The 21,131-nt window shown below is 49.6% G+C and carries 22 protein-coding genes; 15 read left to right on the top strand and 7 right to left on the bottom strand.

Annotated features, from left to right (window positions below; all coding sequences use genetic code 11):
* The first annotated feature begins 97 nt into the window (after positions 1-97).
* Positions 98-1,081 carry a DMT family transporter gene (locus tag HMPREF9412_RS19935; protein ID WP_254664081.1) on the top strand — a complete coding sequence of 328 codons (984 nt, stop codon included), beginning with the start codon at positions 98-100 and terminating at the stop codon, positions 1,079-1,081.
* A gap of 84 nt (positions 1,082-1,165) precedes the next feature.
* Here HMPREF9412_RS19935 and HMPREF9412_RS19930 read toward each other — a convergent pair whose 3' ends face one another.
* Complete coding sequence (locus tag HMPREF9412_RS19930; RefSeq protein WP_009593555.1) at positions 1,166-1,672, bottom strand: DUF3231 family protein; 507 nt, start codon at positions 1,670-1,672, stop codon at positions 1,166-1,168.
* Positions 1,673-1,859: 187 nt separating this feature from the next.
* Here HMPREF9412_RS19930 and HMPREF9412_RS19925 point away from each other — a divergent pair, with 187 nt between their 5' ends.
* From HMPREF9412_RS19925 to HMPREF9412_RS33110, 7 genes are all read left to right on the top strand, one after another.
* Positions 1,860-2,714, top strand: a complete 855-nt coding sequence (locus HMPREF9412_RS19925) for a manganese catalase family protein (RefSeq protein WP_009593571.1) — start codon at positions 1,860-1,862, stop codon at positions 2,712-2,714.
* Positions 2,715-2,949: 235 nt separating this feature from the next.
* A complete protein-coding gene (locus HMPREF9412_RS19920) occupies positions 2,950-3,933 on the top strand; it encodes a phosphotransferase (RefSeq protein WP_009593566.1) in 984 nt (327 codons plus the stop codon).
* Between the two features lie 15 nt (positions 3,934-3,948).
* Complete coding sequence (locus HMPREF9412_RS19915; RefSeq protein ID WP_009593503.1) at positions 3,949-4,485, top strand: acetyltransferase; 537 nt, start codon at positions 3,949-3,951, stop codon at positions 4,483-4,485.
* A 171-nt stretch (positions 4,486-4,656) separates the two neighbouring features.
* Positions 4,657-5,238 carry an RNA polymerase sigma factor gene (locus HMPREF9412_RS19910; RefSeq protein ID WP_009593562.1) on the top strand — a complete coding sequence of 194 codons (582 nt, stop codon included), beginning with the start codon at positions 4,657-4,659 and terminating at the stop codon, positions 5,236-5,238.
* Positions 5,199-6,158, top strand: a complete 960-nt coding sequence (locus tag HMPREF9412_RS19905) for a hypothetical protein (RefSeq protein ID WP_254664080.1) — start codon at positions 5,199-5,201, stop codon at positions 6,156-6,158. The genes HMPREF9412_RS19910 and HMPREF9412_RS19905 overlap by 40 nt, the downstream gene beginning before the upstream one ends.
* 113 nt (positions 6,159-6,271) lie before the next feature.
* Positions 6,272-7,054, top strand: coding sequence for a hypothetical protein (locus tag HMPREF9412_RS19900; RefSeq protein WP_009593557.1), 783 nt, complete (start codon positions 6,272-6,274; stop codon positions 7,052-7,054).
* Positions 7,055-7,175: 121 nt separating this feature from the next.
* Positions 7,176-7,292, top strand: a complete 117-nt coding sequence (locus HMPREF9412_RS33110) for a hypothetical protein (RefSeq protein ID WP_009593567.1) — start codon at positions 7,176-7,178, stop codon at positions 7,290-7,292.
* Between the two features lie 50 nt (positions 7,293-7,342).
* On the opposite strand, the gene HMPREF9412_RS19895 is transcribed toward HMPREF9412_RS33110, so the two are convergent.
* Together HMPREF9412_RS19895 and HMPREF9412_RS19890 are read right to left on the bottom strand one after the other, a co-directional pair.
* Positions 7,343-8,401 carry an anthranilate phosphoribosyltransferase gene (locus tag HMPREF9412_RS19895; RefSeq protein ID WP_009593481.1) on the bottom strand — a complete coding sequence of 353 codons (1,059 nt, stop codon included), beginning with the start codon at positions 8,399-8,401 and terminating at the stop codon, positions 7,343-7,345.
* Entirely contained in the window at positions 8,398-9,021 is a 624-nt protein-coding gene (locus HMPREF9412_RS19890; RefSeq protein WP_009593568.1) for an ANTAR domain-containing response regulator, read from the bottom strand. Before HMPREF9412_RS19890 ends, HMPREF9412_RS19895 begins: the two co-directional genes overlap by 4 nt.
* 373 nt (positions 9,022-9,394) lie before the next feature.
* On the opposite strand from HMPREF9412_RS19890, the gene nirB reads away from it, so the two are divergent.
* The 5 genes from nirB (at position 9,395) to HMPREF9412_RS19865 (ending at position 15,824) form a co-directional block, all read left to right on the top strand.
* Entirely contained in the window at positions 9,395-11,806 is a 2,412-nt protein-coding gene (gene nirB / locus HMPREF9412_RS19885) for a nitrite reductase large subunit NirB (RefSeq protein WP_036672847.1), read from the top strand.
* Positions 11,807-11,819: 13 nt separating this feature from the next.
* Positions 11,820-12,140 carry a nitrite reductase small subunit NirD gene (nirD, locus tag HMPREF9412_RS19880; protein WP_009593537.1) on the top strand — a complete coding sequence of 107 codons (321 nt, stop codon included), beginning with the start codon at positions 11,820-11,822 and terminating at the stop codon, positions 12,138-12,140.
* Positions 12,141-12,223: 83 nt separating this feature from the next.
* Positions 12,224-13,099, top strand: a complete 876-nt coding sequence (locus HMPREF9412_RS19875) for a formate/nitrite transporter family protein (RefSeq protein WP_009593541.1) — start codon at positions 12,224-12,226, stop codon at positions 13,097-13,099.
* Positions 13,100-13,107: 8 nt separating this feature from the next.
* Entirely contained in the window at positions 13,108-13,863 is a 756-nt protein-coding gene (gene cobA / locus HMPREF9412_RS19870; protein WP_139084020.1) for a uroporphyrinogen-III C-methyltransferase, read from the top strand.
* A 311-nt stretch (positions 13,864-14,174) separates the two neighbouring features.
* Complete coding sequence (locus tag HMPREF9412_RS19865) at positions 14,175-15,824, top strand: FAD-binding dehydrogenase (RefSeq protein WP_009593574.1); 1,650 nt, start codon at positions 14,175-14,177, stop codon at positions 15,822-15,824.
* 127 nt (positions 15,825-15,951) lie between these two features.
* Here the strand turns inward: HMPREF9412_RS19865 and HMPREF9412_RS19860 are convergent, their stop codons facing one another.
* Together HMPREF9412_RS19860 and HMPREF9412_RS32165 are read right to left on the bottom strand one after the other, a co-directional pair.
* Positions 15,952-16,869, bottom strand: a complete 918-nt coding sequence (locus tag HMPREF9412_RS19860; protein WP_009593504.1) for an aldo/keto reductase — start codon at positions 16,867-16,869, stop codon at positions 15,952-15,954.
* 234 nt (positions 16,870-17,103) lie between these two features.
* Positions 17,104-17,421, bottom strand: coding sequence for a cytochrome P450 (locus HMPREF9412_RS32165; RefSeq protein WP_368072389.1), 318 nt, complete (start codon positions 17,419-17,421; stop codon positions 17,104-17,106).
* 147 nt (positions 17,422-17,568) lie between these two features.
* Between HMPREF9412_RS32165 and HMPREF9412_RS19850 the strand changes: the two genes are divergently transcribed.
* Complete coding sequence (locus HMPREF9412_RS19850) at positions 17,569-18,075, top strand: hypothetical protein (RefSeq protein ID WP_009593514.1); 507 nt, start codon at positions 17,569-17,571, stop codon at positions 18,073-18,075.
* Between the two features lie 175 nt (positions 18,076-18,250).
* Here the strand turns inward: HMPREF9412_RS19850 and HMPREF9412_RS19845 are convergent, their stop codons facing one another.
* Both HMPREF9412_RS19845 and HMPREF9412_RS19840 read right to left on the bottom strand, forming a co-directional pair.
* Complete coding sequence (locus HMPREF9412_RS19845; RefSeq protein ID WP_009593482.1) at positions 18,251-18,970, bottom strand: glycosyltransferase; 720 nt, start codon at positions 18,968-18,970, stop codon at positions 18,251-18,253.
* A 255-nt stretch (positions 18,971-19,225) separates the two neighbouring features.
* Positions 19,226-19,708 carry a glycosyltransferase gene (locus tag HMPREF9412_RS19840; RefSeq protein WP_009593573.1) on the bottom strand — a complete coding sequence of 161 codons (483 nt, stop codon included), beginning with the start codon at positions 19,706-19,708 and terminating at the stop codon, positions 19,226-19,228.
* Between the two features lie 278 nt (positions 19,709-19,986).
* On the opposite strand from HMPREF9412_RS19840, the gene HMPREF9412_RS19835 reads away from it, so the two are divergent.
* A complete protein-coding gene (locus HMPREF9412_RS19835; protein ID WP_009593570.1) occupies positions 19,987-20,898 on the top strand; it encodes an NAD(P)/FAD-dependent oxidoreductase in 912 nt (303 codons plus the stop codon).
* Positions 20,899-21,131: the final 233 nt, after the last annotated feature.

Genomic DNA, 21,131 nt, shown 5'->3' with positions numbered 1-21,131 from the left:
TTTGAGTTCAACTGGCTCTTTCATCATACCAGTTAATTTCCTATGATTGTAGCATAGATTAGCGGCTATCGATTGGAGATTTCAAGGGGATGTGATCGTGTTGGAACGATGGAAAGGAATGCTTTATTTAATGGGGGCTTTCACGCTGGCAGGAACCTCTGTCATCACGGCGTGGCTGTTGAACGGAAAGTTAGGTGCGTTTACGATAACGGCGGCCAGTTTATTGCTGGCTTTGTTATGCATGATTCCTCTTTGCATGAAGGATTTGAAGAGAACGGTTGGAAGGCTGTCATGGGGTGAGTGGGGGGATCTGTTTTTTCAGGCCCTCTTGGGTATGTTTCTGTTTCGGATGCTTCTATTGCATGGCCTTCTTCATACTAGCACGGCAGAAGCCGGAATACTCACGGGGACTACGCCTGCTTTTACCGTGATGTTGGCATTCGTGTTTCTGAAAGAGTCGGTTAGCGGCGGCAAGCTGGCAGGCATTTTCAGCACGGTAGGAGGCATCCTCGTATTACAAGGAATGCTCACGCCCGGCATTTCTTTCAAGGTGCAGCACGTATACGGGAACTTGCTGGTGCTCTGCGCGGCTCTATCCGAATCCGGCTTCAACCTGCTATCCCGTATCGGTTCGGTGAAGCAAACGTCTTCTCCAAATCATGCCATGCATCCTGGAGTCCAAACGACGCTTGTCTCTGCGATCGCTTTCCTATTATGCTTGATTCCCGCTGGTTTCGAGGTTCCTTTCACTTCGCTGGCTGCCATCGGATTACGGGAATGGTTCGCACTGATATGGTATGGGCCGATCGTGACGGCCGTAGCGTTCATCATGTGGTATGCCGGCATCAAGCGCTGCCATGTTTCAACAGCTGCCGCTTTTTCTGGCATGATGCCTTTCACGGCTCTATTGTTATCTGTCATCGTACTAAAAGAACCCGCAGGATGGGAGCAGTGGGGAGGGGGCATCCTGGTCGTTCTCGGTATGTTCCTTATTGGCAGGCAGCAGGCCAAAAGCCCTCCGTCGGCCAAACAGCTTCAGTCGGAACATGGAAGCCTCGCTGGGAGTGAGGGAATAGGTTAACTAAAAGAAGCAGCGTTGATCGCTGCTTCTTTGGCTTGTGGATCGTCAAGGCTCAGCGTTTCAAGAGATTGGGAAATGATATTTTTACTCGGGTCTCTTGATTTGCAGCGGCGGCGGAATGAGCCAGCCTTTTTCCTTATTCATCTGAAGGATTCGCACACCCTGCGCGGTCTTGACGAGATGATATTTAGCAAATAATGCACCGATATCCTCCCGGATCGATTGTCCCATGATTTGGCTGCAAGATACTAGTCCGAGTGATGTATCCGCTGCGATTTTGGCCGCGATTTCCGGATCCGTGAATCTTGCGCCAGCCGGAATATCCTCAAGCTTGACAGGGGGTCTTTCGGGAAGCCCCGGTGCAGGCGGGATTCCGTTGTCGGTAAGCAGCTCATCGCATTCTTTAATCTCGAGTTTAGCCTGATCCAGCAGATCATGAAGAATTTTTTTAAGGTCTTTATCTCCCGCGTGATTCAAATAAGCCTCATAGCAGGACACCATTCCCTTTGCCAGCATGGAGGTTTCCCATACGCTAAAAATCTCCCCGTAATGCATGGGCTCATCTTTAGGGTTTCCGCTTAAAATACCCATCAATATTCGCTCCTTTAATATTTATCCAAACAGAGTCATTATGTACAGGAGGTTATTGTTTCATTCTAATCAGAACGAAGTTCTCGGAAATTTGCAGGAAATCATTGTATCGGGTGCAGACGCATGGAAAAAGAGGGCTCAACGCAAACTGGATTGGTGACCATTTGAAAAAGCGGAGGATATGCACATGTATTTTTATAAAGAGGATCTGATCAACCTGATCGTTCCGGATAAACCGGATCCCGCAGCTGCGAAAGTGCTGCAAGAAACGTTAGGCGGCCGATTCGGGGAGATGCGGACGATGATGCAGTTTTTCTTTCAGAGCAGCAATTTTCGAGGAAAGGCAACGCAGTACCGCGACTTGATCCGCGGCGTTTTTTTGGAAGAAATCAGCCATGTCGAATTGGTTCAACATACAATCAACCAGCTGCTTACCGGTGCTGGCGCAGAAGGCGCGGGTAATTCCGGCACGGATGCGGCCCCGCTGAATGAAGCGATTAAACATGCGAATCCGCATCATTTTATTATGGGAGCCCAAAGTTCTTTGCCTGTGGACGCCGCCGGAAATCCGTGGATGGGAAATTACGTGTACGATCACGGCAATCTGGTAGGTAATTTGCTCGATAATGTTGTACTTGAATCTACGGGAGTGCTTCAAAAAACACGAATTTATGAGATGAGTACGAACAAGGCCTTCCGCGAAACGTTGGCTTTCCTCATCGTGCGGGATAATGCACATCAGAATGCTTTTGCAAAAGCTTTGGAGACGCTAGGCGTGGAATGGGGCAAAATATTTCCTGTTCCGAATTATGACATTCATAAATACCCGGAATGTCAGAAGTACGTTGATATGGGCTTCCATAACGCTCAGTTCAATTTCAGGCTGGATGATACACGCATCGGCGAAATTTTTAGCGGTCAAACACCTAGCAGAAACGGCGGAGAATTACAAGTGGTTCAACCGCCGGAGGGTTTCCCGTTACCTGTGATGCCGGAGCTTGCCAACGAGCACGCACCCGGTTTATACGATTTGAATCAGTAAGTCTGCACGGATACGGATTTACAGGTTATCGAACAACAAGAGGCAGTCATCGGGCTGCTTCTTTTTTGCATGCTTCTTTTTTTGCATGCTTCTGTTGCGCGTGAAGTCATGAGAGCTTATTGTTTTTTTGTGATTACGACGTACCGCGGCTTGTATAAAAAATAATTATAATCATACGGCCTATATATAAGAGTTTGTCGAGGATGATACCCTTGAGTGCAAGGAGGGATTTGGATTGAGTTTATTTCCTGTCACTTACTCGCTTCTGTCTAAACAAGCGGTAGGGTTACATATCCAACACCATTATGAGATCGGTTCCGTTATGAAAATTCAGTATTTCTTGCGGGGTATGAACGATACGTACGCAGTTGAAACAGATGTTGATAAGTATATCTTCCGCATCTATAGGGCTGATCGAAGAAGCCGGCCTGACATCGAGTTTGAATTGGAATTGCTGCGGTTTCTCCGTGCGAACGGGATCAGCGTGTCAGAGCCCATTCCGGGAAAAGACGGCGCGTACCTTAGCGGATTTAACGTCATGGAGGGAACCCGGTACGGGGTTCTATTTCAATATGCGGAAGGACAAGAGATGCCGATTCACGCCGCAGCGGACAGTTACCGGTTCGGTAAATCCATCGGCCATATGCATAAGGTGGCGGATCAATTTGAAAGTCGGTTTGCAAGGGAACGGCTGGATATGGAGTTTCTTATAGAGCGGCCTTTATCCATCATCAGATCCTATATGGAGCATCGGTTGACGGATGTTAACTACCTTAGTGAAATGGCAACGGAACTTAAGAAACGAATCTCTGAGCTTAAGGTTCAAGGTTTAGATTGGGGCGTGTGCCACGGAGATTTGCACGGCAATACGAATGCTGCATGGACAGAGGACGGAAAGCTGACCCATTATGATTTTGATTTATGCGGTTACGGCTGGAGAGCTTACGATATTGCGGAGTTTAGGCTGGCCAGAGAAATACATAGCAGACATGACCCGGAGGAAGTCGAAAGATTATGGGACGCCTTTCTGAGTGGGTATTGCAGCGTCAGATCTCTCAGCGAAAATGATCTTGCTGCTGTCCCTGTATTTGTTGCCGTTCGGCAGCTTTGGCTCTTTGGTCTATGTTTTCGCGATTCGGAATTTGTGGGCATTGCCGACATTGATGAAGGTTTTATAGATAGCAAAATGCAGTATTTCAAGAGTTTGGAATATGTCTAGGATGGAGGGAAATATATGAAAGTTACCGTGGAGTTAACCGATGCTTCCGCCAAATTTATGATTAACAATCTATATCCGCTATATTTGCACGATTTATCGGAGATATGGGGGTGGAAGCCGAATCGATACGGCGTCTTTGAGGATGACGATACTAGAACCTTATATGACCAGAATCAAGTTTTTGATATATGGTGGGAGAAGCCCTTGGTTTTGTTTCCCTATCTGATTCGAGTGGAAGGTATCCCGGCAGGGTTCGCCCTCGTAGCAACCCCGCCGTACACTTTTGGCAGTGAATTTTATATGAATGAGTTTTTTGTTATGAAACCCTTCCGGGGCAAACATGTTGCTGAGAATGCTGCATCGCAAGTGTTCGGCAAGCATGATGGCAGCTGGGAAGTCCAGACGAATGCCACCGATCGCAATAAGCAGGCGCAGGCATTCTGGAGAAAGACGATGCACAACTATGTTTCGCCCTCTCGCATGCAGGAATTTGTTGCAACGAGGAACGACAAAGAGATGCTGATCTTTCAGTTTGTATCCTCGCGGGAGTAAAGTCTGACACATATATATGTCTTCTAAACAAAAGAAGTGATCGACATGGCGGAAAAACAATTCATACTTGAGGTATGAGTTGTTTTTTATTTATGTTTCGGGTGTCCCTTTTTTGGAAGATGAGGGGTTATACAGACGTAAATAAGATTTACACGGAGGTGCGTCTTCGAATTGGATTCGATCGAGGAGTACGTGGGACGTGTTAAGGCCGGTGAGGTGGATTGTTTCGAGCCTATCGTCGAAACGTACAAAAAACAGATTTACATATACTGCTGCCGAATGCTCGGCTGCAAGCAGGATGCGCAGGATGCCGTCCAGGATATCTTCATCAAAGCGTTTACCAAGCTTAATACCTATGAAGCCAAGGTTTCATTCTCATCATGGTTGTACAAGATTGCATACCATCATTGTCTCAATATTCTACGTAAGCGACGGGTTCGCATGCGAGTAAGCCGACTGATCAAACCGGCGGGTTATGCTGATAGCGTGGAAGAGACGCTGGAGCGCAAATGGTTTAGCGAACCGCTGGAATATGCCATGACCAAGCTCTCGGTAGAGGAGCGTAATCTGCTCGTGTTGCGGGTTTATGAAGATAAACCATTTACGGAGATTGCGCAGATTCTGGATAAGAATCTAAGCGCGGTGAAGAAAAAATATGCTCGGATGAAACAGAAAGTCATCAAGCTTATCCAGGAGAAGGAGGTGACGGGGTTATGCGAGATTCGGGACAGCCGGAGCAAGATCGAATTCTGAGAAGCATGGAATTGCACTCTGTGGATGAAGAAGTTGACGTGACCCCCGCCATCATGCATAAGGTACGTCTAATTCACCGGAAGAAACACGGTAGAAATGGCAATCGGAAGAAAACCTTAATTATTGCAATGCTTATTGCGATTTTGATTCTTTCGTCGCTTAGTGTTTACGCAAGTCAATACTTGATACAGATCAAGAACAAGGAAGGCGAAGTCATTCTGTCGACCATAAAGCCATGGGAATATTCCGAATCGGAATATAACGCCAAACGTGTAAAAGAGACGGAAGAAGAGCTGAGAAAGAGGTTAAAGCCGGGAGAACAGGCGGTGTTTTATATCAAGGACCTGCATATGACTCCACTCGTCAAAGAACAACCTCTGAAATATTTTTATATGTTGACTAAGCATTCGAATTATCAGGAACTCGCAAAAGAAATCGAGGAAAAAAACGCTCCCGTGCTTCTAGAGCCAGATTATGTACCGGAAGGGTATCGATTTGATTATGGACAGATTCAAATTAGGAACGAGCCCGTATGGGGTACACCGGAGTATGAAACTCTTCTGAATGAACTCAAAGAGCAGGCTGAGCAGTCGGATGAAGAACAGGGACTGTTCTATAAGATTGTTCCTTGGTACAAGATTGCATCTACAGGAATGGAATATCGTAAAGATGAAAACCGGATCAAGATGGTAGCTTTTGCCCGAGAGAAGGGCTCCAAGGCCGGGGTGCCCACAAACCAAGCCGTAAAAATAAAGGTGAAAGGGAAAGAAATGATTCTGTCAGCCAGTCCATCCAGCCCTTCGCGCAGCTTGACTTGGCTAAGCGACAGCGAAGAGGTGCTGTATATAATTACGGATGACCCAAAGGATCCGTTGTCCAAGGATGAGTTTGCGAAGATTGCGGCAGGGCTTATTCCGTAAAGGTATCCGATTTCTTTACAAAATGTCCCTTTTGATGACGGCAAGGTGTTATACGAGATGTTAATAAAACCAACTCAAAAGGCTTTGCCGCCGAAAGGAGCACGAATGGTAACATGATAAAAAACAAGGTAAAAGTCGCATTACTTCTCGCAGCCACGATGATGGTTGGATCTGTCAACGCATACGCAGCCAGTACCGAAAGCGTATCGATTTCGAAGACGATGTCTGCCAAACCGGAGAAGGGAATCGTTTCATATGACGATCAAATCAAGGACTTGGTCAACAGACTTAAGCCAGGTCAGATGATTGCCTACTATGCTGCCGATCAGGAATTTAACCGGACAGATCAAATCTACTTCGCATCCAAAGGCTTTGCTTTCACTAAGTATACGGATTATTTGGCGAAGTCGAAGGCAATGAGTGCACCGTCCCTGACCAAGCCTTCAACCTTGCCGAAAGGGTACACTTTCAAGAACGCGGTTGTTTACTTAAAGAGTCCTGAAAGAACGTCGAGCCTATACAAGAAGCTGGACAAGGAATTGAAGGGGAAGGCTGCGAACGGCGAGAAGTTCGTGTATTCCGATATCATGAAGGTGAATGAAGCATCAGCCGCGATTCTGAACTATGAAAAAGGCAAAGTAAAGCTTCAAGTCGTAGCGAGTGATATCGTTCCCGAACAGCCGATAGGCGGAACGCCCGTACCGCAGGAGAAACCGAACGAATCCAAGGAAACCATCGTCATTAACGGAGTCGAATGTGTTTACACCGCCGACTCGAAGGGAAGGGATCACCTGGATTGGGTGGATGAGGAGCATCAGATTCGTTATAGCATTTGGGCGGAAGACGTCAAGTCTGATATTCTTCGCTATGCCCGAATTATGCTGGCTCCAAAATAGAAGCTCTTCCTTATGATCCGTCGATGCAATAACCCATGTTTTTATTTTTGCTCTAAAGTCTAAGCTCTTTCATATAACAAGCATAGGATATTGTGTTCCGAAAATAAAGGAGGTTAGAACCATGGGTGAAGTTGCTGGATACAATGGCGGAGGATACGGATCGGTTGGAGCGGTGCTGGTTCTCTTTATTCTCTTGGTCATCATCTTGTCTGCTTTCGGATTCGGATTTGGAGTTTAATAGGTTATGAAAAAAACCCGCACCGTTTACCCGGTGCGGGTTTCTTCCGTTCATTGCGAGGCATGCCTTCCCATTGACGAGACCGCATCGGATTCTGTAAGCAAGGACAACCATTTGTTATATAACTCCCATGGTTTCCCTGAATCCAGCAATGCTTTGCAGGTATATATCCCTTCTTCGACGGACCTGACCTTGTCCGCCAACTGTAAACGTACCGCGCCATTCAGCAGCACCTGGTAGATAAAAGCGAGATTCCCTTTGCCTAGCAGAACCTCCGCCGTAGCGTCAGCTTGTTCGGAAGGAGTCCAGCCGATGTCCGGAACCGGTACATCTAGCCCGTACGCCTCGGGATCGATGATCTGCAGGCAGGCCTTACCGTTCTCGATCCGGTATGTCCGCGTGGGCCGGTGAATGAATAGTTCATCGGAGCCTTCACTGCCTTGAATAATGATCGCTTTACGATAATCGAGTTTCATGATCAGTCGGCTTAACCGGTCAAAGACCGTATTATGGTAAACGCCGAAGGTTAAATACGGGGAATGGGAATAATCGACGAACTTTTCCGCCGTGTTGAGCACGGTCCGCATCCCCAGTTCCTCGCGAATCGGGCGAAGGTGCTTCAGCGGAGGGCACCATTCTTCCGCATCTACATATAATACGCCCGTCTGTTTGGCCGCCCTGATGCATGAGTCTTTTGCCAATGCCGGTCCGGTTATTCCTTTCGCTGCGAGTATATCCGACAAGGTGATCCCCCACTTTGGAGGGAGGGATGCAGTCCCGTGCAGCGTAACGGGCAGATCGGCAGCCGCGAGGACAAATGCAGTGGCTAACGTCGAGAAAAAAGAAGACTTTCTGCCGTCATAAGGACCTGCGCAGTCGATACCCGCATGTAGAAACGAACGGTCCGCATATTCACGACTGACCTTCACGAATGCTTCCAATTCTTCCACGCTTTCCATCTTGATGCGTTCAGCGATGAAAAAGGCCCCGATCTGCGCAGGAGTAGCCTCTGCACCCAGAATCGATGCTGCAGCCTGAAGGGCTTCCTCGTAAGTCAGGTCCCGAGCGCCGCGTTTGCCGCGGCCGACTTCTTTCAATAAGTGGATCATGATTTTTTGGCACCTCCTGAACCGGTCTCTTGCAGCAATTGATACAGCTTAACGATCGAGGTGGCGACGTCCACCATTCTTTTTCTTTCATTCATCGCCTGTTTGCGCAGGACATCGTAGGCTTCGGATTCCGAAATTTGTTTCATTTCGCATAAAATGCCTTTGGCCATATCAATCCATTTTCGTTCTTCAATGCGGGCTAGGAGCTGCGTTTTTTCGTCATGCCACTGTTGACGTTCGTAAAAATGCTTTGAACTAAAATGAAGCGTCCAATGCAGCTCATGCTCCTTCATGGTGGGGAATAAAAGCCCATCAATTGTAACATCATCTTCACATGCTTCGAGAGATTGCGAAGCGGCATGATCGCTGCACCACCACAGAACCGGCACGCGCTTTTGTTGTTCAAGGGTGCTGCACCATGGCTTGATCGATGCGACCGGAAGATGGAGAACCGTTCCGTCAGCCTCCATGATTCCGGCCAACGCTTGCTTCTCATTGCGAGCAAGGTGGATCTTATATCCGTATGAACGAAGGATAAATTCCGGAAGAAGCGCCTTGGCAGCTGTGTCACTTCGCTCTGAAGCAGGGACCGGATGGTGGATAACCAGCAATGAACGCATGGATTGACGCTCCCTTCATAAATGAAATCCTGTCAGTGGTTAAGCTTTAGCACAAAACAGAAACTATGTTAATTTATATAACATAAATCACGAGTGAATGTCGATAATTAATTAATTTTCTTATTTTCGTGTCAAATATGTTGACAGAACTCAAATGCGTAGTGTATATTTCCCTCAAGAACTTTATACTTCCCGGATACAACGGTGTATCCCATTAGCGGCAAAGAAGCCTGTTTTCGTTCCCGGTAAGAGTGTGCCAACTCTACTGGATCGAATGCAGGCTATTTTGGTTTTTAAAGATTTGTTGATGGATGAGTAGATCGAAGGTGTTAGACGGAGGGAGAGCGAACCATGAACAAAAAAGAAGTTAGTGATGATCGGGAATGGCATGGCAGGAGTAAGGGCTATCGAGCATTTAATCAAGCTTGCGCCCGAAGCGTATGAGATTACGATATTCGGAGCGGAACCTCATCCGAACTACAATCGGATCATGCTGTCATCCGTGCTCGCAGGCGGAACCGATCTGAAGGAAATCATTATTAATGATTGGGATTGGTACAAGGAGAACCGGATCCAATTGCATGCAGGCCATACGGTGAACCGGATCGACACGCTGCATCGCAAAGTATTCTCCGAGCAAGGAGCTGTCGCTCCATATGATGCTTTGATTATTGCGACCGGATCCAATCCGTTTATGCTGCCTTTGCCGGGTGCCGACAAGGAAGGCGTGATCGCATTTAGGGACATCCAGGATTGCGAAACGATGGTGAAGACGTCGCAGCAATATAAGAAAGCGGTGGTCATCGGCGGAGGCCTCTTGGGCCTGGAGGCCGCTCGAGGTCTTCTGCATCTGGGCATGGATGTATCCGTGGTTCATCTGAATCCCTATTTAATGGAACGGCAATTGGACGAGACGGCAGCCAAAATGCTGCAGCGTGAGCTCGAAACACAAGGAATGACGTTTTTGCTGAATAAAAATTCGGAATCGATCTCGGGTCGGAAGCGGGTGAGGGCGCTCCATTTTACGGACGGGAGCAGCGTCGAGACCGACCTGATCGTGATGGCCGTCGGGATCAAGCCAAACGTCTCTTTGGCACAGTCCTCCGGAATTGAGGTTAACCGCGGAATCGTCGTTAACGACTATATGGAGACGAACGTCCCCGGCGTCTATGCGGTGGGCGAATGCGCGGAGCATCGGGGTATCGCTTATGGTCTTGTAGCCCCGCTGTACGAACAAGGAGCGGTACTCGCCAAGCATCTGGCAGGTGTGGAGACGAGTGGATATGCCGGTTCCGTCACGTCAACGAAATTAAAGGTATCCGGTGTGGATGTATTCTCCGCAGGTCATTTTGCAGACCCGGAAGGAACCAGATCCATGCGATATCAAGATGAGGTCGAAGGGGTATACAAAAAAATCGTCGTCCGCGAAGACCGGCTCATCGGGGCTGTTATGTTCGGCGATACGGGGGATGGACCGAAGCTGTTTTCGCTCATGAAGAGCGGGGAATCCATCAAGGGTAGAGAGAAAGAGCTTCTGTTAGGCTTCGCGCCTAATGCAGGCGTTGTATCAACGGAGCAGCGGCTGGCTCAGCTGGCGGATGATGAGATCATTTGCGGCTGTAACGGCGTATCGAAAGAAGCGATCAAAGATGCCATTCTTACGAAGAATTGCAATACCGTCGCATCCGTTAAAGCTTGTACCAAAGCTTCGGGATCCTGCGGCGGCTGCAAACCTCTTGTCGAGGGACTCGTTCAATTATACGCCGGGGATGCTGCCGGGGAGCCGGTAAAAGAAGGGATATGCGGGTGTACTTCGCTGGGGCGGGATGAAATCATCGCCGAGATCACCCGTCTTGGACTGGGTACCGTGAAAGAAGTGATGAACGTGCTGGGATGGGATAATCCGGAGGGGTGCTCCAAGTGCCGTCCATCGCTGAACTACTATCTCGGCATGCTGTTTCCGGAATCCTACGTGGACGAGAAGGAATCGCGTTTCACGAACGAGCGGTACCATGCCAATATTCAGAAGGATGGCACGTATTCCGTGGTGCCTCGGATATACGGTGGGGTGACGTCACCTTCGGAGCTAAAGAAAATCGCCGAGATTGCGGAAAAATTCGATGTGCCGATGGTCAAGATTACGGGCGGACAGCGGATCGATCTGCTCGGCGTCAAGAAGGAGGATCTGCCGAGGATGTGGGAGGAGCTGGATATGCCTTCCGGTTATGCTTACGGTAAAGCCCTCCGTACGGTTAAAACTTGCGTAGGGTCCACGTTTTGCCGATTCGGCACGCAGGACTCCATAGGTATGGGCGTGCGTTTGGAGAAAGAATTTGAGCGGCTGAGCACCCCGGCCAAAGTGAAACTGGCGGTTTCCGGATGTCCTCGGAACTGCGCGGAAGCCACCATTAAGGATTTTGGCGTTGTGGCAATTGATGGCGGCTGGGAACTGCACGTCGGCGGCAATGGAGGCGTTCATGTCCGGGCCACGGAATTGTTATGCATCGTAAAGACCGAAGACGAGGTGGTCGAATGGGCGGGAGCCTTTATCCAATATTACCGCGAGAACGCACAATGGAATGAACGGACGTCGGTTTGGATCGAGCGAGTGGGTCTGGAGCATGTGAAACAAGCATTGGAGAAGAAAGAGGATCGCGACGCTCTTGTTTCCAGAATAAAGCTGTCTTTAAGCAAGCAAAAGGATCCGTGGAAGGAGATTACGTCAGACAGCGGGCTTCGTAAAAATTTCGTGCCTTTGCCTGACGCCGAAGCTGTGACGAAATAGGGGGAGAACCAATATGGCGAAACTGCATGTAGGATACGTGAACGAAATCGATCCTAAGGGATCAAGAACCATTGAAATCGGGGGAACGGAAATTGCGCTGTTCCGCTTGTCGGACGGGAATATTCTGGCCGTCGAAAACAAGTGCCCGCATAAAGGAGGCAAGCTTTCGGAAGGTATGGTGTGCGGGAAGCAAGTGCACTGTCCACTTCATGATTGGAAAATCGATCTGTGCAGCGGACAGGTTCAAGAGCCGGACACGGGTCATGTAAACACATATCAGATTGAAGTGGATCCGGCAAACGGCGCGATTTACTTGCTGGATCGTACAGCTTAACGCGTTGTCAGTCATATTCCGCTGTCATGTCTGAGGCTGTCATAAATGTTAAGGATTGATTTCATTAGAAGGAGTAGACCGACATGGATTACGTGAAACCGGATCAGGTGATGCATGACATGATCGAGGCTGGGGCCGCGAAGGCGCGGCTGAAGATTTCGCAGATGCTTATTCGCGGCATACTGTCCGGCGCTATCCTGGCATGCGCCACCACGCTAGCATTTACAGCTTCGACCCAAACGAATATCCCGATGGCGGGCGCGCTCCTATTTCCGGTTGGCTTCGTCATCATTGTAATGCTGGGTTTAGAGCTGGTCACCGGAAGCTTTGCACTCTTACCGTTAGCCGTCCTGCAGAAGAAGGCTTCAACGGCTTCTATGCTAGCGAATTATGGATGGGTCATTCTCGGACATGTGATAGGCTGTCTGATCTATGGGGGGCTCTATGCGCTTACTGCGACCAAGATGGGGACGGATATGAGTCATCCGCTGGTTCGGATGATCATTGAAGCAAGCGAGACGAAGACAATCGGCTACAAGGAGCTAGGCACGAGCGGCTTGCTATTGGTATTGATCAAGGCTATGCTCTGCAACTGGATGGTGACGCTTGGCGTTGTCATGGCGTTTACCTCAAGCTCAACGATAGGAAAAATCGTCGCCATGTGGCTGCCGATCCTGCTCTTCTTCGGCCAAGGATTCGAGCATGCCGTCGTCAATATGTTCGTGATCCCCGCAGGCATGATGCTGGGTGCGAATGTCAGTATGACTGATTGGTGGTTCTGGAATCAAATCCCCGTGCTTATAGGTAACTTTATCGGCGGATCGGTATTTACCGGGGCGATGCTGTACTTTGCCCAATATGGATTCGGTAAGAGACGCGGGGTTACGCGGATGGCGACCGGCTATTCAGGCCGCGGGATAATGGAGGCGACGGCAGTTTCCGTCGAGAAAAGACGATGAGGCCGGGCATGGTGTATATCGTCGGCGCAGGCCCGGGAGACCCGGAGCTGATTACGTTGAAAGCCCTCCGGCGTATCCAGGAAGCGGACGTCATCATGTACGATCGGCTGGTGAACGATGAGCTGTTGAATTACGCGAAGAAGGATGCTTTGCTTGTATACTGCGGCAAGGCACCCGGACGCCATTCTCTTCCGCAGGAAAGGATCAACGAGAACATGGTGGCCTTTGCCCTAGACGGTCATCATGTCGTCAGACTCAAGGGAGGCGATCCGCTGATCTTCGGTCGAGGGGGAGAAGAAGCTTGCGAATTGGCTGCACGCGGCATTCCCTTCGAATTCGTGCCAGGCGTTACCTCGGCTGTGGGCGCTTCCTCGTCCTCAGGAATTCCTCTGACTCACCGCGGAGCCAGTACCTCGGTTGCTTTTGTCAGCGGAACGAGCTGCCATGGTAATGAGCAGAGCGTGAGGTGGGACTTGCTGGCGCACAGCGTGGATACGCTTGTGGTGTACATGGGTGTCAGCAGAATGGAAGGCATCTGTAAAGAGATGATCGCTCACGGCAAGCCGCCGTGGACTCCCGCCGCCATCGTCGAGCAAGGAACCTGGGCGGAAGAGAGAATCTTCACGGGTACGCTCGGAACCATCTACAGGATTTCTCATCGGATGAACGTGAAAAATCCGGCCCTGCTTATCATCGGAGAAGTGGTGCGGGTCAGAGAGCAGCTCCTGAAACTGGCGGCGGAGGCGCAGGAGAAGACCGGTTAACCCTTGCGCAGACATGAGGAGATGGATGCGCAGCCTACAATTACGCTAGAACGATACGAAGATACTTTTAACCATGGAGTGAACCCTTCTTGATTTGGGGTTCACTTTATTTTGCTGTGGAACATGTTAGCGGGGATGGGAAGGCATACAATAATACGGACCAGGCATTCGAGAGTAGCCGATTCTATGCCGTTGCAAGGAGGAAAACGCTTACATCGTAAAGAATATCATGTTAACGCCATCTGTAACGATCAAGCTGGAGTGAAGTTAAAATTATTTGTTTTAGTAAAGGGAAAGAACGGGGGAAATGCATGAAATATGACGTCATCGTGGTAGGAGCCGGCTTATCGGGTCTCGTGGCTACCGCCGAAATGGCCGGGGCCGGCAAACGGGTGCTGCTGCTTGACCAGGAACCGGAAAGCTCTATTGGCGGGCAGGCATGGTGGTCTTTTGGCGGTTTATTCCTTGTCGATTCGCCCGAACAGAGAAGACTGGGAATCCGGGACTCCCGTGAACTGGCATGGCAGGATTGGCTTGGAGCCGCTGGTTTCGATCGGGAGGAGGACGAGGATCTGTGGGGGCGGAAATGGGCTGAGGCCTATGTCGACTTTGCCGCCGGCGAGAAGCGGGCATGGCTGCATTCGTTAGGAATTCGCTTCTTCCCTGTCGTTGGCTGGGCGGAACGCGGCGGATATCTCGCCGAGGGCCACGGCAATTCCGTTCCGCGTTTTCATATTGTGTGGGGAACAGGCCCAGGTGTCGTACAGCCATTTGAGTCCAGGGTCAGAGACGCCATTCGTTCCGGCGTCGTTGATTATCGTCCGCGTCACCAAGCCGATGAGCTGATTACGCGCGAGAATGCCGTCATCGGAGTAAGGGGCTCGGTACTTGCACCGAGTTCGGCCGGCCGGGGCGAAGAAAGCTCCCGCGAGGTCGTCGGCGACTATGAATATTATGCGGAGGCTGTGGTTGTCTCCAGCGGAGGTATCGGCGCCAACCACGAGCTGATCAGGCAGCATTGGCCGTCCCGGCTAGGCAAGCCTCCACGAGCGATGCTCTCCGGCGTTCCCGCGCATGTGGACGGACGGATGCTGGGCATAACGGAGCAAGCCGGCGGGCGGGTCGTCAATCGAGACCGGATGTGGCACTACACGGAAGGGATTAAGAACTGGGACCCGGTATGGTCCAAGCACGGCATCCGGATACTGCCGGGTCCATCGTCAATATGGCTTGATGCCAAGGGGCAACGGCTTCCTGCTCCGAATTTCCCGGGCTTCGATACGCTGGGAACCCTGAAAGCCATTCAGGATACGGGTTTTGACTATTCCTGGTTCCTTCTGACCAGAAAGGTCATTGAGAAGGAATTTGCCCTATCTGGCTCTGAACAAAACCCGGATTTGACCGGAAAGAGCATCCGAAAAGTGCTTGGAAGAGCAGGCTCGGGCATTCCTGGCCCTGTGCAGGCATTTCTGGATCACGGCGAGGATTTTGTTGTCGCCGATTCGCTGCCCGAGCTTGTGGACGGCATGAATAAGCTTGCAGGCAGCGATCTGGTCAAGCTGGACGATTTGAAGCGTCAGCTTGCCGCAAGAGACCGCGAGATGGACCAGGCTTTTACCAAGGACCTGCAGATTACGGCGCTCCGGGGAGCAAGGAATTATATAGGCGATCGCTTGGTGCGCGTAGCCAAGCCGCATAGATTTCTTGATCCGGCCCATGGACCATTGATTGCGGTGCGCCTGCATATTCTTAGCCGGAAAACACTGGGCGGGCTTCAAACGGATCTATCGGGGAGGGTGCTGAGTGCATCCGGCGATCCGGTCCCCGGGCTCTACGCGGTCGGAGAAGCGGCCGGCTTTGGTGGTGGGGGCGTTCATGGTTACCGTGCATTGGAGGGAACGTTTTTGGGCGGCTGCCTGTTTACGGGAAGACAGGCGGGACGGAGCATTGCAAAGCTGTAAGTTTCAGTCGGTCGTCCTTCATTGGAAAATTGTGCAAAAGGCACCTTATCGTTATCATCCTCTCCCCAGCCATAATAATGAAACAGCCTCCCATCGAAGTCGATAGGAGGCCGTATTCAGTTATAGCTTAAGGAAGGATGTTGCCGGCCGCGCGGTAAATGGCGTACCATTCCTCGCGAGTCAGCGTAACATCGCCTGCTTTGATGCAGTCCTTCAAACGGTTGATATTCATCGTTCCGATGATGGGCTGCATTTGTGCAGGGTGGCGAAGAAGCCAAGCAATGGCAATCGTCGTATTGGTAACGTTATATTTTTCAGCGATTTCATCGATCTTCTGGTTAAGCTCAGGGAACTTGTCGCTTCCAAGGAATACGCCTTCGAAGAACCCGTATTGGAAAGGCGACCAAGGCTGAATCGTAATGTCGTTCAGTCTGCAGAAATCCAGAACGCTGCCATCGCGGTTAACCGCGGCGTCATTCTCCATATTCACGTTGATTCCGCTTTGAATCATGGTGGTATTCGTGATGCTAAGCTGCAGCTGGTTGGCTACGAGCGGCTGCTTCACTGCTTTTTTCAACAGCTGGATCTGCATCGGATTCTGGTTGGATACGCCGAAATGACGCACTTTCCCGGAGCTTTCGAGCTGATCGAATGCTTCAGCCACCTCTTCAGGCTCAACCAAAGCATCCGGACGGTGGAGCAGGAGAACGTCGAGATATTCGGTACGAAGTCTTTTGAGGATGCCGTCGACGGAATTCAAGATATGCTCTTTGGAGAAATCGAACATGCCCTGACGGATACCGCATTTGGATTGAAGAATGATTTTCTCGCGGACTTCCGCATTCATATGTATCGCATCTGCAAAAATCTCCTCGCAAGCTCCGCCGCCATAGATGTCGGCATGGTCGAAGAAGTTGGCTCCTTCCTCAAGTGCGGATTGCACGAAACGTTCGGCTTCGGCTTTATCCAGCGAATTTATGCGCATGCAACCAACGGCTACAACAGGTACTTCCAGTGAACTGCTTCCTAGTTTCATCGTTTTCATGATTGCGGTCCTCCCATTCAAAATAGGTTGATTGTACGGCCGCCGCGCTATAATGCAGGGGCAGCCGAGAACGTGTAAGCGAACGACTAGATGAATAGGTTCATGCTGACAGTCTCTAATGTATTGTGACATGCAGACGGCGCAATGTACAAGCTTTAATTTTCTCTCCCATGCAGCAATGTGGGTTCTGGATCCCAGATGCGATTTTGGAAGCGTCCTTGGATTCACCGCATCCTAATGTAGGGTCTTTACTTTTCGAATGACGATTCGGCTGTGAGGAAGAGAAGGCATCTCATGAAAGCTGAAGCTTACGTCGTGCACGGGCACTTCATAACTCATCCGGTTAGCCAGAAAGTCCAGACTCTCCTTCATGATTTCAAGCGTAATCCATTCCCCGGCACAGCGGTGTCCCGTATGATGATCTCCGCCGCCTTGAGGGACGAAGTTAAAGGGACTTCCGTTCCAGTGTTCGAAGCGATCCGGCTTGAACAGCTCCGGCTGATCCCATAGGCCGGGATGATGGTTCGTTCCGTATAAATATTCTCTTCCGATTTGAACAATTTCACACCGCTGTTCTCAACTATCATTATCCATGTCAAAAGTTGAAACCGGGCTGCTGCTCCCTTGCAGGATTCCCATGCGCTGACGAGAATTCATTAGGTAATAAATTCAAAAAGATGAACCCAGGAGGTTAAGAAAATGGCTGCAGAAGTAACCAGGGTGTACAAAGAACAGATCCCGTCCGCGCGCTTGATCGGCAAACGGTATACGGACGAGCATCGAAATGCGGCAGGAAGCTTCACGGACCAATGGGAAGAATGGTTCGCCAATGGCTGGTTCGAAAAGATCGGGCAGTTTGGTTGTTTGCCCGAATCGGAGGGTGCTTCATACGGTATTATGCGAATGAACGGGATTCAGTTTGAATATTGGATTGGCATGCTTTTCCCGAAACATATCGAAGTGCCGGAAGGATTTGACCATGCGGATCTGGAAGAAGGCGCTGCGGGGATATGTTGGTTATATGGCAAGGATAACGGGGAGCTATTCGGTATGGAGCCTCATAAACGATGCATGGCGAAAATCGCCGAACAAGGCTGGGGCTTGGGCGAGAACCCGTGGTTCTTTGAACGTTATCATCCAGTCCGTTTCATGACGCCGGATGAGCATGGGAATGTCATCTTGGATTATGGCGTTTATTTGAAATGAGACGTTCGATTCGCTAGGCATGAATGAGAGCCGCTCCAATGGAGCGGCTCTTAACCGTTCTTCTGATTCAGTTAAACAAACCACACGCCAGACTCAAGCTCGCTGTTTCTGTGGAAATGCTCGAGTCGCCGGTTCCTTCATTGCGATATACGGAATATTAAGATTCATGCAGTGCTTAGCCTCTGCTCACGAATTTCTTTGCATTGTCTATGTTCAGCTTTTTAACATGTTGAGTTAATAGATTCTTGTCACTGACGATCCAGGTGTGATTGTTGGAGTTGCGTCTTCGATTCGCTAAGAAATGATACGGACTGCCCGAGTATATTCTATAGTTACGAGCTATACAATCAGCACAAAATTTGACGCACTCGCTGCGATTTTGATTCGGGAACGATATTTGATCGAATACATGCCGTTTAACCAGCATGGTCGCCCCTTGAACAAGGGGAACCCATTGATTGGCCTTGTTAGGGTAACGGTGCAGAAGAGCTTTTTGCCCGGCAAGCTGCATGAAGTGCGCTCTCTTTCCTACAATATCAGCGCGAGTCTTGATCATGAGACGGACGCTTTCGTGCAAATAATCGGGTGCGTAATAGTCATCATCGTCAAATTTAGCAATGAGGCCGTGTTTGGAGACCTTTACTCCATAATTAAGGCAGCTGCCAAGAGAGAATCGTTCCGGTTTGCTATATATTCTGACGTTGCGATATGACTTGGCTGCCATTTGATATTCCGATAGCTTGAGACTGCTATGATTTAAGATGACGATTAACTCTTTGTTCCTGTAATTCTGTCTGACGTAATTCTCCAACAGATTGTGCAGGCATTCCGGTCTTTTGGTACAGGTGATGATCGATACGGCAGGCTGTGATGGGGATGATGACCGGTGCGTCATGCTCGACCGCCTCCGGTCGTCCGCTGTACGAATTTTTTGAAATCTCGCACATTCGGAACTTTAGGGTGCTTGGCCATGAGTTCCTGATCGCTAATGATCCATGTATGACCAGATGAATTTTTCCGCCGCACTGCCATAAAATGATACTTGTTACCGGAATAGACTTTAAAGCCCTTGCTTTTACTTCTTGTACAAAAAAGATCGTCTTCACCGACGTTTTGATTCGGAAAGCGTACTTTGTTAAAGACGTTCTTCTTAAAAAATGAGTGTAGCCCCCGGCAGCATGGTTACGGTTCGATTTTCATCGTTAGGAAACCGTAGAATTAGAGTTTTGGAGCCTTGTAAATACATATAATGTGCACGTTTCCCTATAATATCGGCGTTGGATCTTCTTAATGACTTCAGGCTGTCCGACAAATAATGGGGGGCGTAATAGTCGTCGTCATCGAATTTGGCAACGATGCCGTATTTCGTTTTGCTTACGGCGTAATTTAGGCACGCACCCAAAGTGACTTGCTCCGGCATGCGGTAGATTTGTATGTTTCGATGCTTGTTGGCTATTTGCTGGTAAGGAGAGAGGGCGACAGTACTATCGTTGACAACGATAATGAGCTCTTTCTTGGTATGGGATTGTCTAGCGAAATTATGGAACAAGTTTTTAATATAATTAGGGCGATTCGTACAGGTAATAATGGATACGCCTTGCGTTTGGGATGAATTGTTGAAGCTTGCTGCCATTACATCACTCTCCTTATCTATGAGGATAATTCCTATATCACAATAGAATATGTAAACTATAAATAGAGGTAACGGCATTACGACTCGATCAACTTTTAAAATTTTTATAGCAGGAGAGCCTTGCATTACAGATTTTGTTTGTCTATAATGGATGTCAGGAGTCTATAATATAATTTGTCCCTGGCCATTCTTCCTTGGGCAAAGAGCAACTTACAAGAACCCATGTCTTCTTGCGTTCTTATTATGGACATTAAAGATCCAGAAAGGTGATGGTATGCATGACCGAGCAATTGCATGATGTCGTTATTATCGGCGGAGGTCCGGCAGGGTTGAATGCTGCGCTGGTATTGGGAAGAGCGAGGAAGGACGTGGTGTTGATTGACGAAGGAAAGCCGCGAAACAGGGTTACGCGGGAAACCCACGGTTTTCTTACGAGAGACGGCACAAGCCCATCGGAGTTTCGCCGCATAGCAAGAGAACAAATTACCGCCTATCCCTCCGTCCGCTTCGTAGAGAATACAGCTGCCGCCGTGGCGGGAGTCGATGGTGATTTCCGGATTACCACGGGAGAGGGAACGATATACCGGAGTAAAAAGCTGCTGTTCGCCGTTGGGAAGAAGGACAGCCCGCTGGATGTTAACGGATTAGCCGACGTATACGGAAAGAGTGCCTTCGTCTGCCCATACTGCGATGGATGGGAATTGAGGGATCAACCGCTCGTCGTCATTGCCAAGGGTGCGGGGGCGCTGCATTTTGCCAAAGTGATCGCAGGGTGGAGCGACCGGTATACCCTCTGTACGAACGGACCGGATGAACTGACGGATGAACAACGGCAGGAATTAAAGGATCATGACGTCCCTCTATTCAACTCCCCGATTCATCGTATTGAATCGAACGAGGGGATGGTGCAGCAAGTCGTATTGGAGGATGGAGCGGTCATTCCGTGCACGGGCATCTTTTTCGCGCCGAAGCTGGTCCCTGGTTCTGAATTGCCGGCGGCTATAGGCTGTGATATCAATGAAGGTGGAAGTGTGGTCATTGATGCCTTCGGTAAAACGAGTGTGCCGGGCGTCTACAGCGCCGGTGATGCAGCCACCGAGATGTATCAGGCCATTGCGGCCGCTTCGATGGGAGCCATGGCAGCGGCCGCCATCAACGGCGAGTTGCTTAACGAACGATGGAATCGTTAATCTGTGAGTATACGAGAGGCAGGCTTGGTTAGCATCCAAGCCTGCTTTTTCGTTCCTAGGGGATTTTTTAATTCTAAATCATTCTTGCACTCCGGATTGGGGTCATTTATCGGCTATGATGAAATTATCAAGTACAAGGAAGGGTGTTTACGATGAGAACAACCATGGAGTTTATCATGAATCAAGTTTGGAGGGATATGATTAAATAACCCTCCGGCATAATGGAGGAGAGC

Origin of the sequence: Paenibacillus sp. HGF5, from assembly GCF_000204455.1 — a bacterium.
Lineage (GTDB): Bacteria > Bacillota > Bacilli > Paenibacillales > Paenibacillaceae > Paenibacillus_AQ > Paenibacillus_AQ lautus_A.
Note: the sequence above shows the minus strand (reverse complement) of the source record. Positions and strands in the feature narration are given on the sequence as shown.

What these genes read in the sequence shown, in the direction of transcription:
- HMPREF9412_RS19895 (WP_009593481.1), bottom strand. Translation starts at nt 8,401, where the DNA reads ATGATCCACTTATTGAAAGAAGTCGGCCGCGGCAAACGCGGCGCTCGG.
- HMPREF9412_RS19890 (WP_009593568.1), bottom strand. Translation starts at nt 9,021, where the DNA reads ATGCGTTCATTGCTGGTTATCCACCATCCGGTCCCTGCTTCAGAGCGA.
- HMPREF9412_RS19900 (WP_009593557.1), top strand. Translation starts at nt 6,272, where the DNA reads ATGATAAAAAACAAGGTAAAAGTCGCATTACTTCTCGCAGCCACGATG.
- HMPREF9412_RS19865 (WP_009593574.1), top strand. Translation starts at nt 14,175, where the DNA reads ATGAAATATGACGTCATCGTGGTAGGAGCCGGCTTATCGGGTCTCGTG.
- nirB (WP_036672847.1), top strand. Translation starts at nt 9,395, where the DNA reads ATGATCGGGAATGGCATGGCAGGAGTAAGGGCTATCGAGCATTTAATC.
- HMPREF9412_RS19845 (WP_009593482.1), bottom strand. Translation starts at nt 18,970, where the DNA reads ATGACGCACCGGTCATCATCCCCATCACAGCCTGCCGTATCGATCATC.
- HMPREF9412_RS19850 (WP_009593514.1), top strand. Translation starts at nt 17,569, where the DNA reads ATGGCTGCAGAAGTAACCAGGGTGTACAAAGAACAGATCCCGTCCGCG.
- HMPREF9412_RS19925 (WP_009593571.1), top strand. Translation starts at nt 1,860, where the DNA reads ATGTATTTTTATAAAGAGGATCTGATCAACCTGATCGTTCCGGATAAA.
- HMPREF9412_RS19840 (WP_009593573.1), bottom strand. Translation starts at nt 19,708, where the DNA reads ATGGCAGCAAGCTTCAACAATTCATCCCAAACGCAAGGCGTATCCATT.
- nirD (WP_009593537.1), top strand. Translation starts at nt 11,820, where the DNA reads ATGGCGAAACTGCATGTAGGATACGTGAACGAAATCGATCCTAAGGGA.
- HMPREF9412_RS19875 (WP_009593541.1), top strand. Translation starts at nt 12,224, where the DNA reads ATGGATTACGTGAAACCGGATCAGGTGATGCATGACATGATCGAGGCT.
- HMPREF9412_RS19860 (WP_009593504.1), bottom strand. Translation starts at nt 16,869, where the DNA reads ATGAAAACGATGAAACTAGGAAGCAGTTCACTGGAAGTACCTGTTGTA.
- HMPREF9412_RS19905 (WP_254664080.1), top strand. Translation starts at nt 5,199, where the DNA reads ATGCGAGATTCGGGACAGCCGGAGCAAGATCGAATTCTGAGAAGCATG.
- cobA (WP_139084020.1), top strand. Translation starts at nt 13,108, where the DNA reads ATGGTGTATATCGTCGGCGCAGGCCCGGGAGACCCGGAGCTGATTACG.
- HMPREF9412_RS19915 (WP_009593503.1), top strand. Translation starts at nt 3,949, where the DNA reads ATGAAAGTTACCGTGGAGTTAACCGATGCTTCCGCCAAATTTATGATT.
- HMPREF9412_RS19930 (WP_009593555.1), bottom strand. Translation starts at nt 1,672, where the DNA reads ATGGGTATTTTAAGCGGAAACCCTAAAGATGAGCCCATGCATTACGGG.
- HMPREF9412_RS33110 (WP_009593567.1), top strand. Translation starts at nt 7,176, where the DNA reads ATGGGTGAAGTTGCTGGATACAATGGCGGAGGATACGGATCGGTTGGA.
- HMPREF9412_RS19835 (WP_009593570.1), top strand. Translation starts at nt 19,987, where the DNA reads ATGACCGAGCAATTGCATGATGTCGTTATTATCGGCGGAGGTCCGGCA.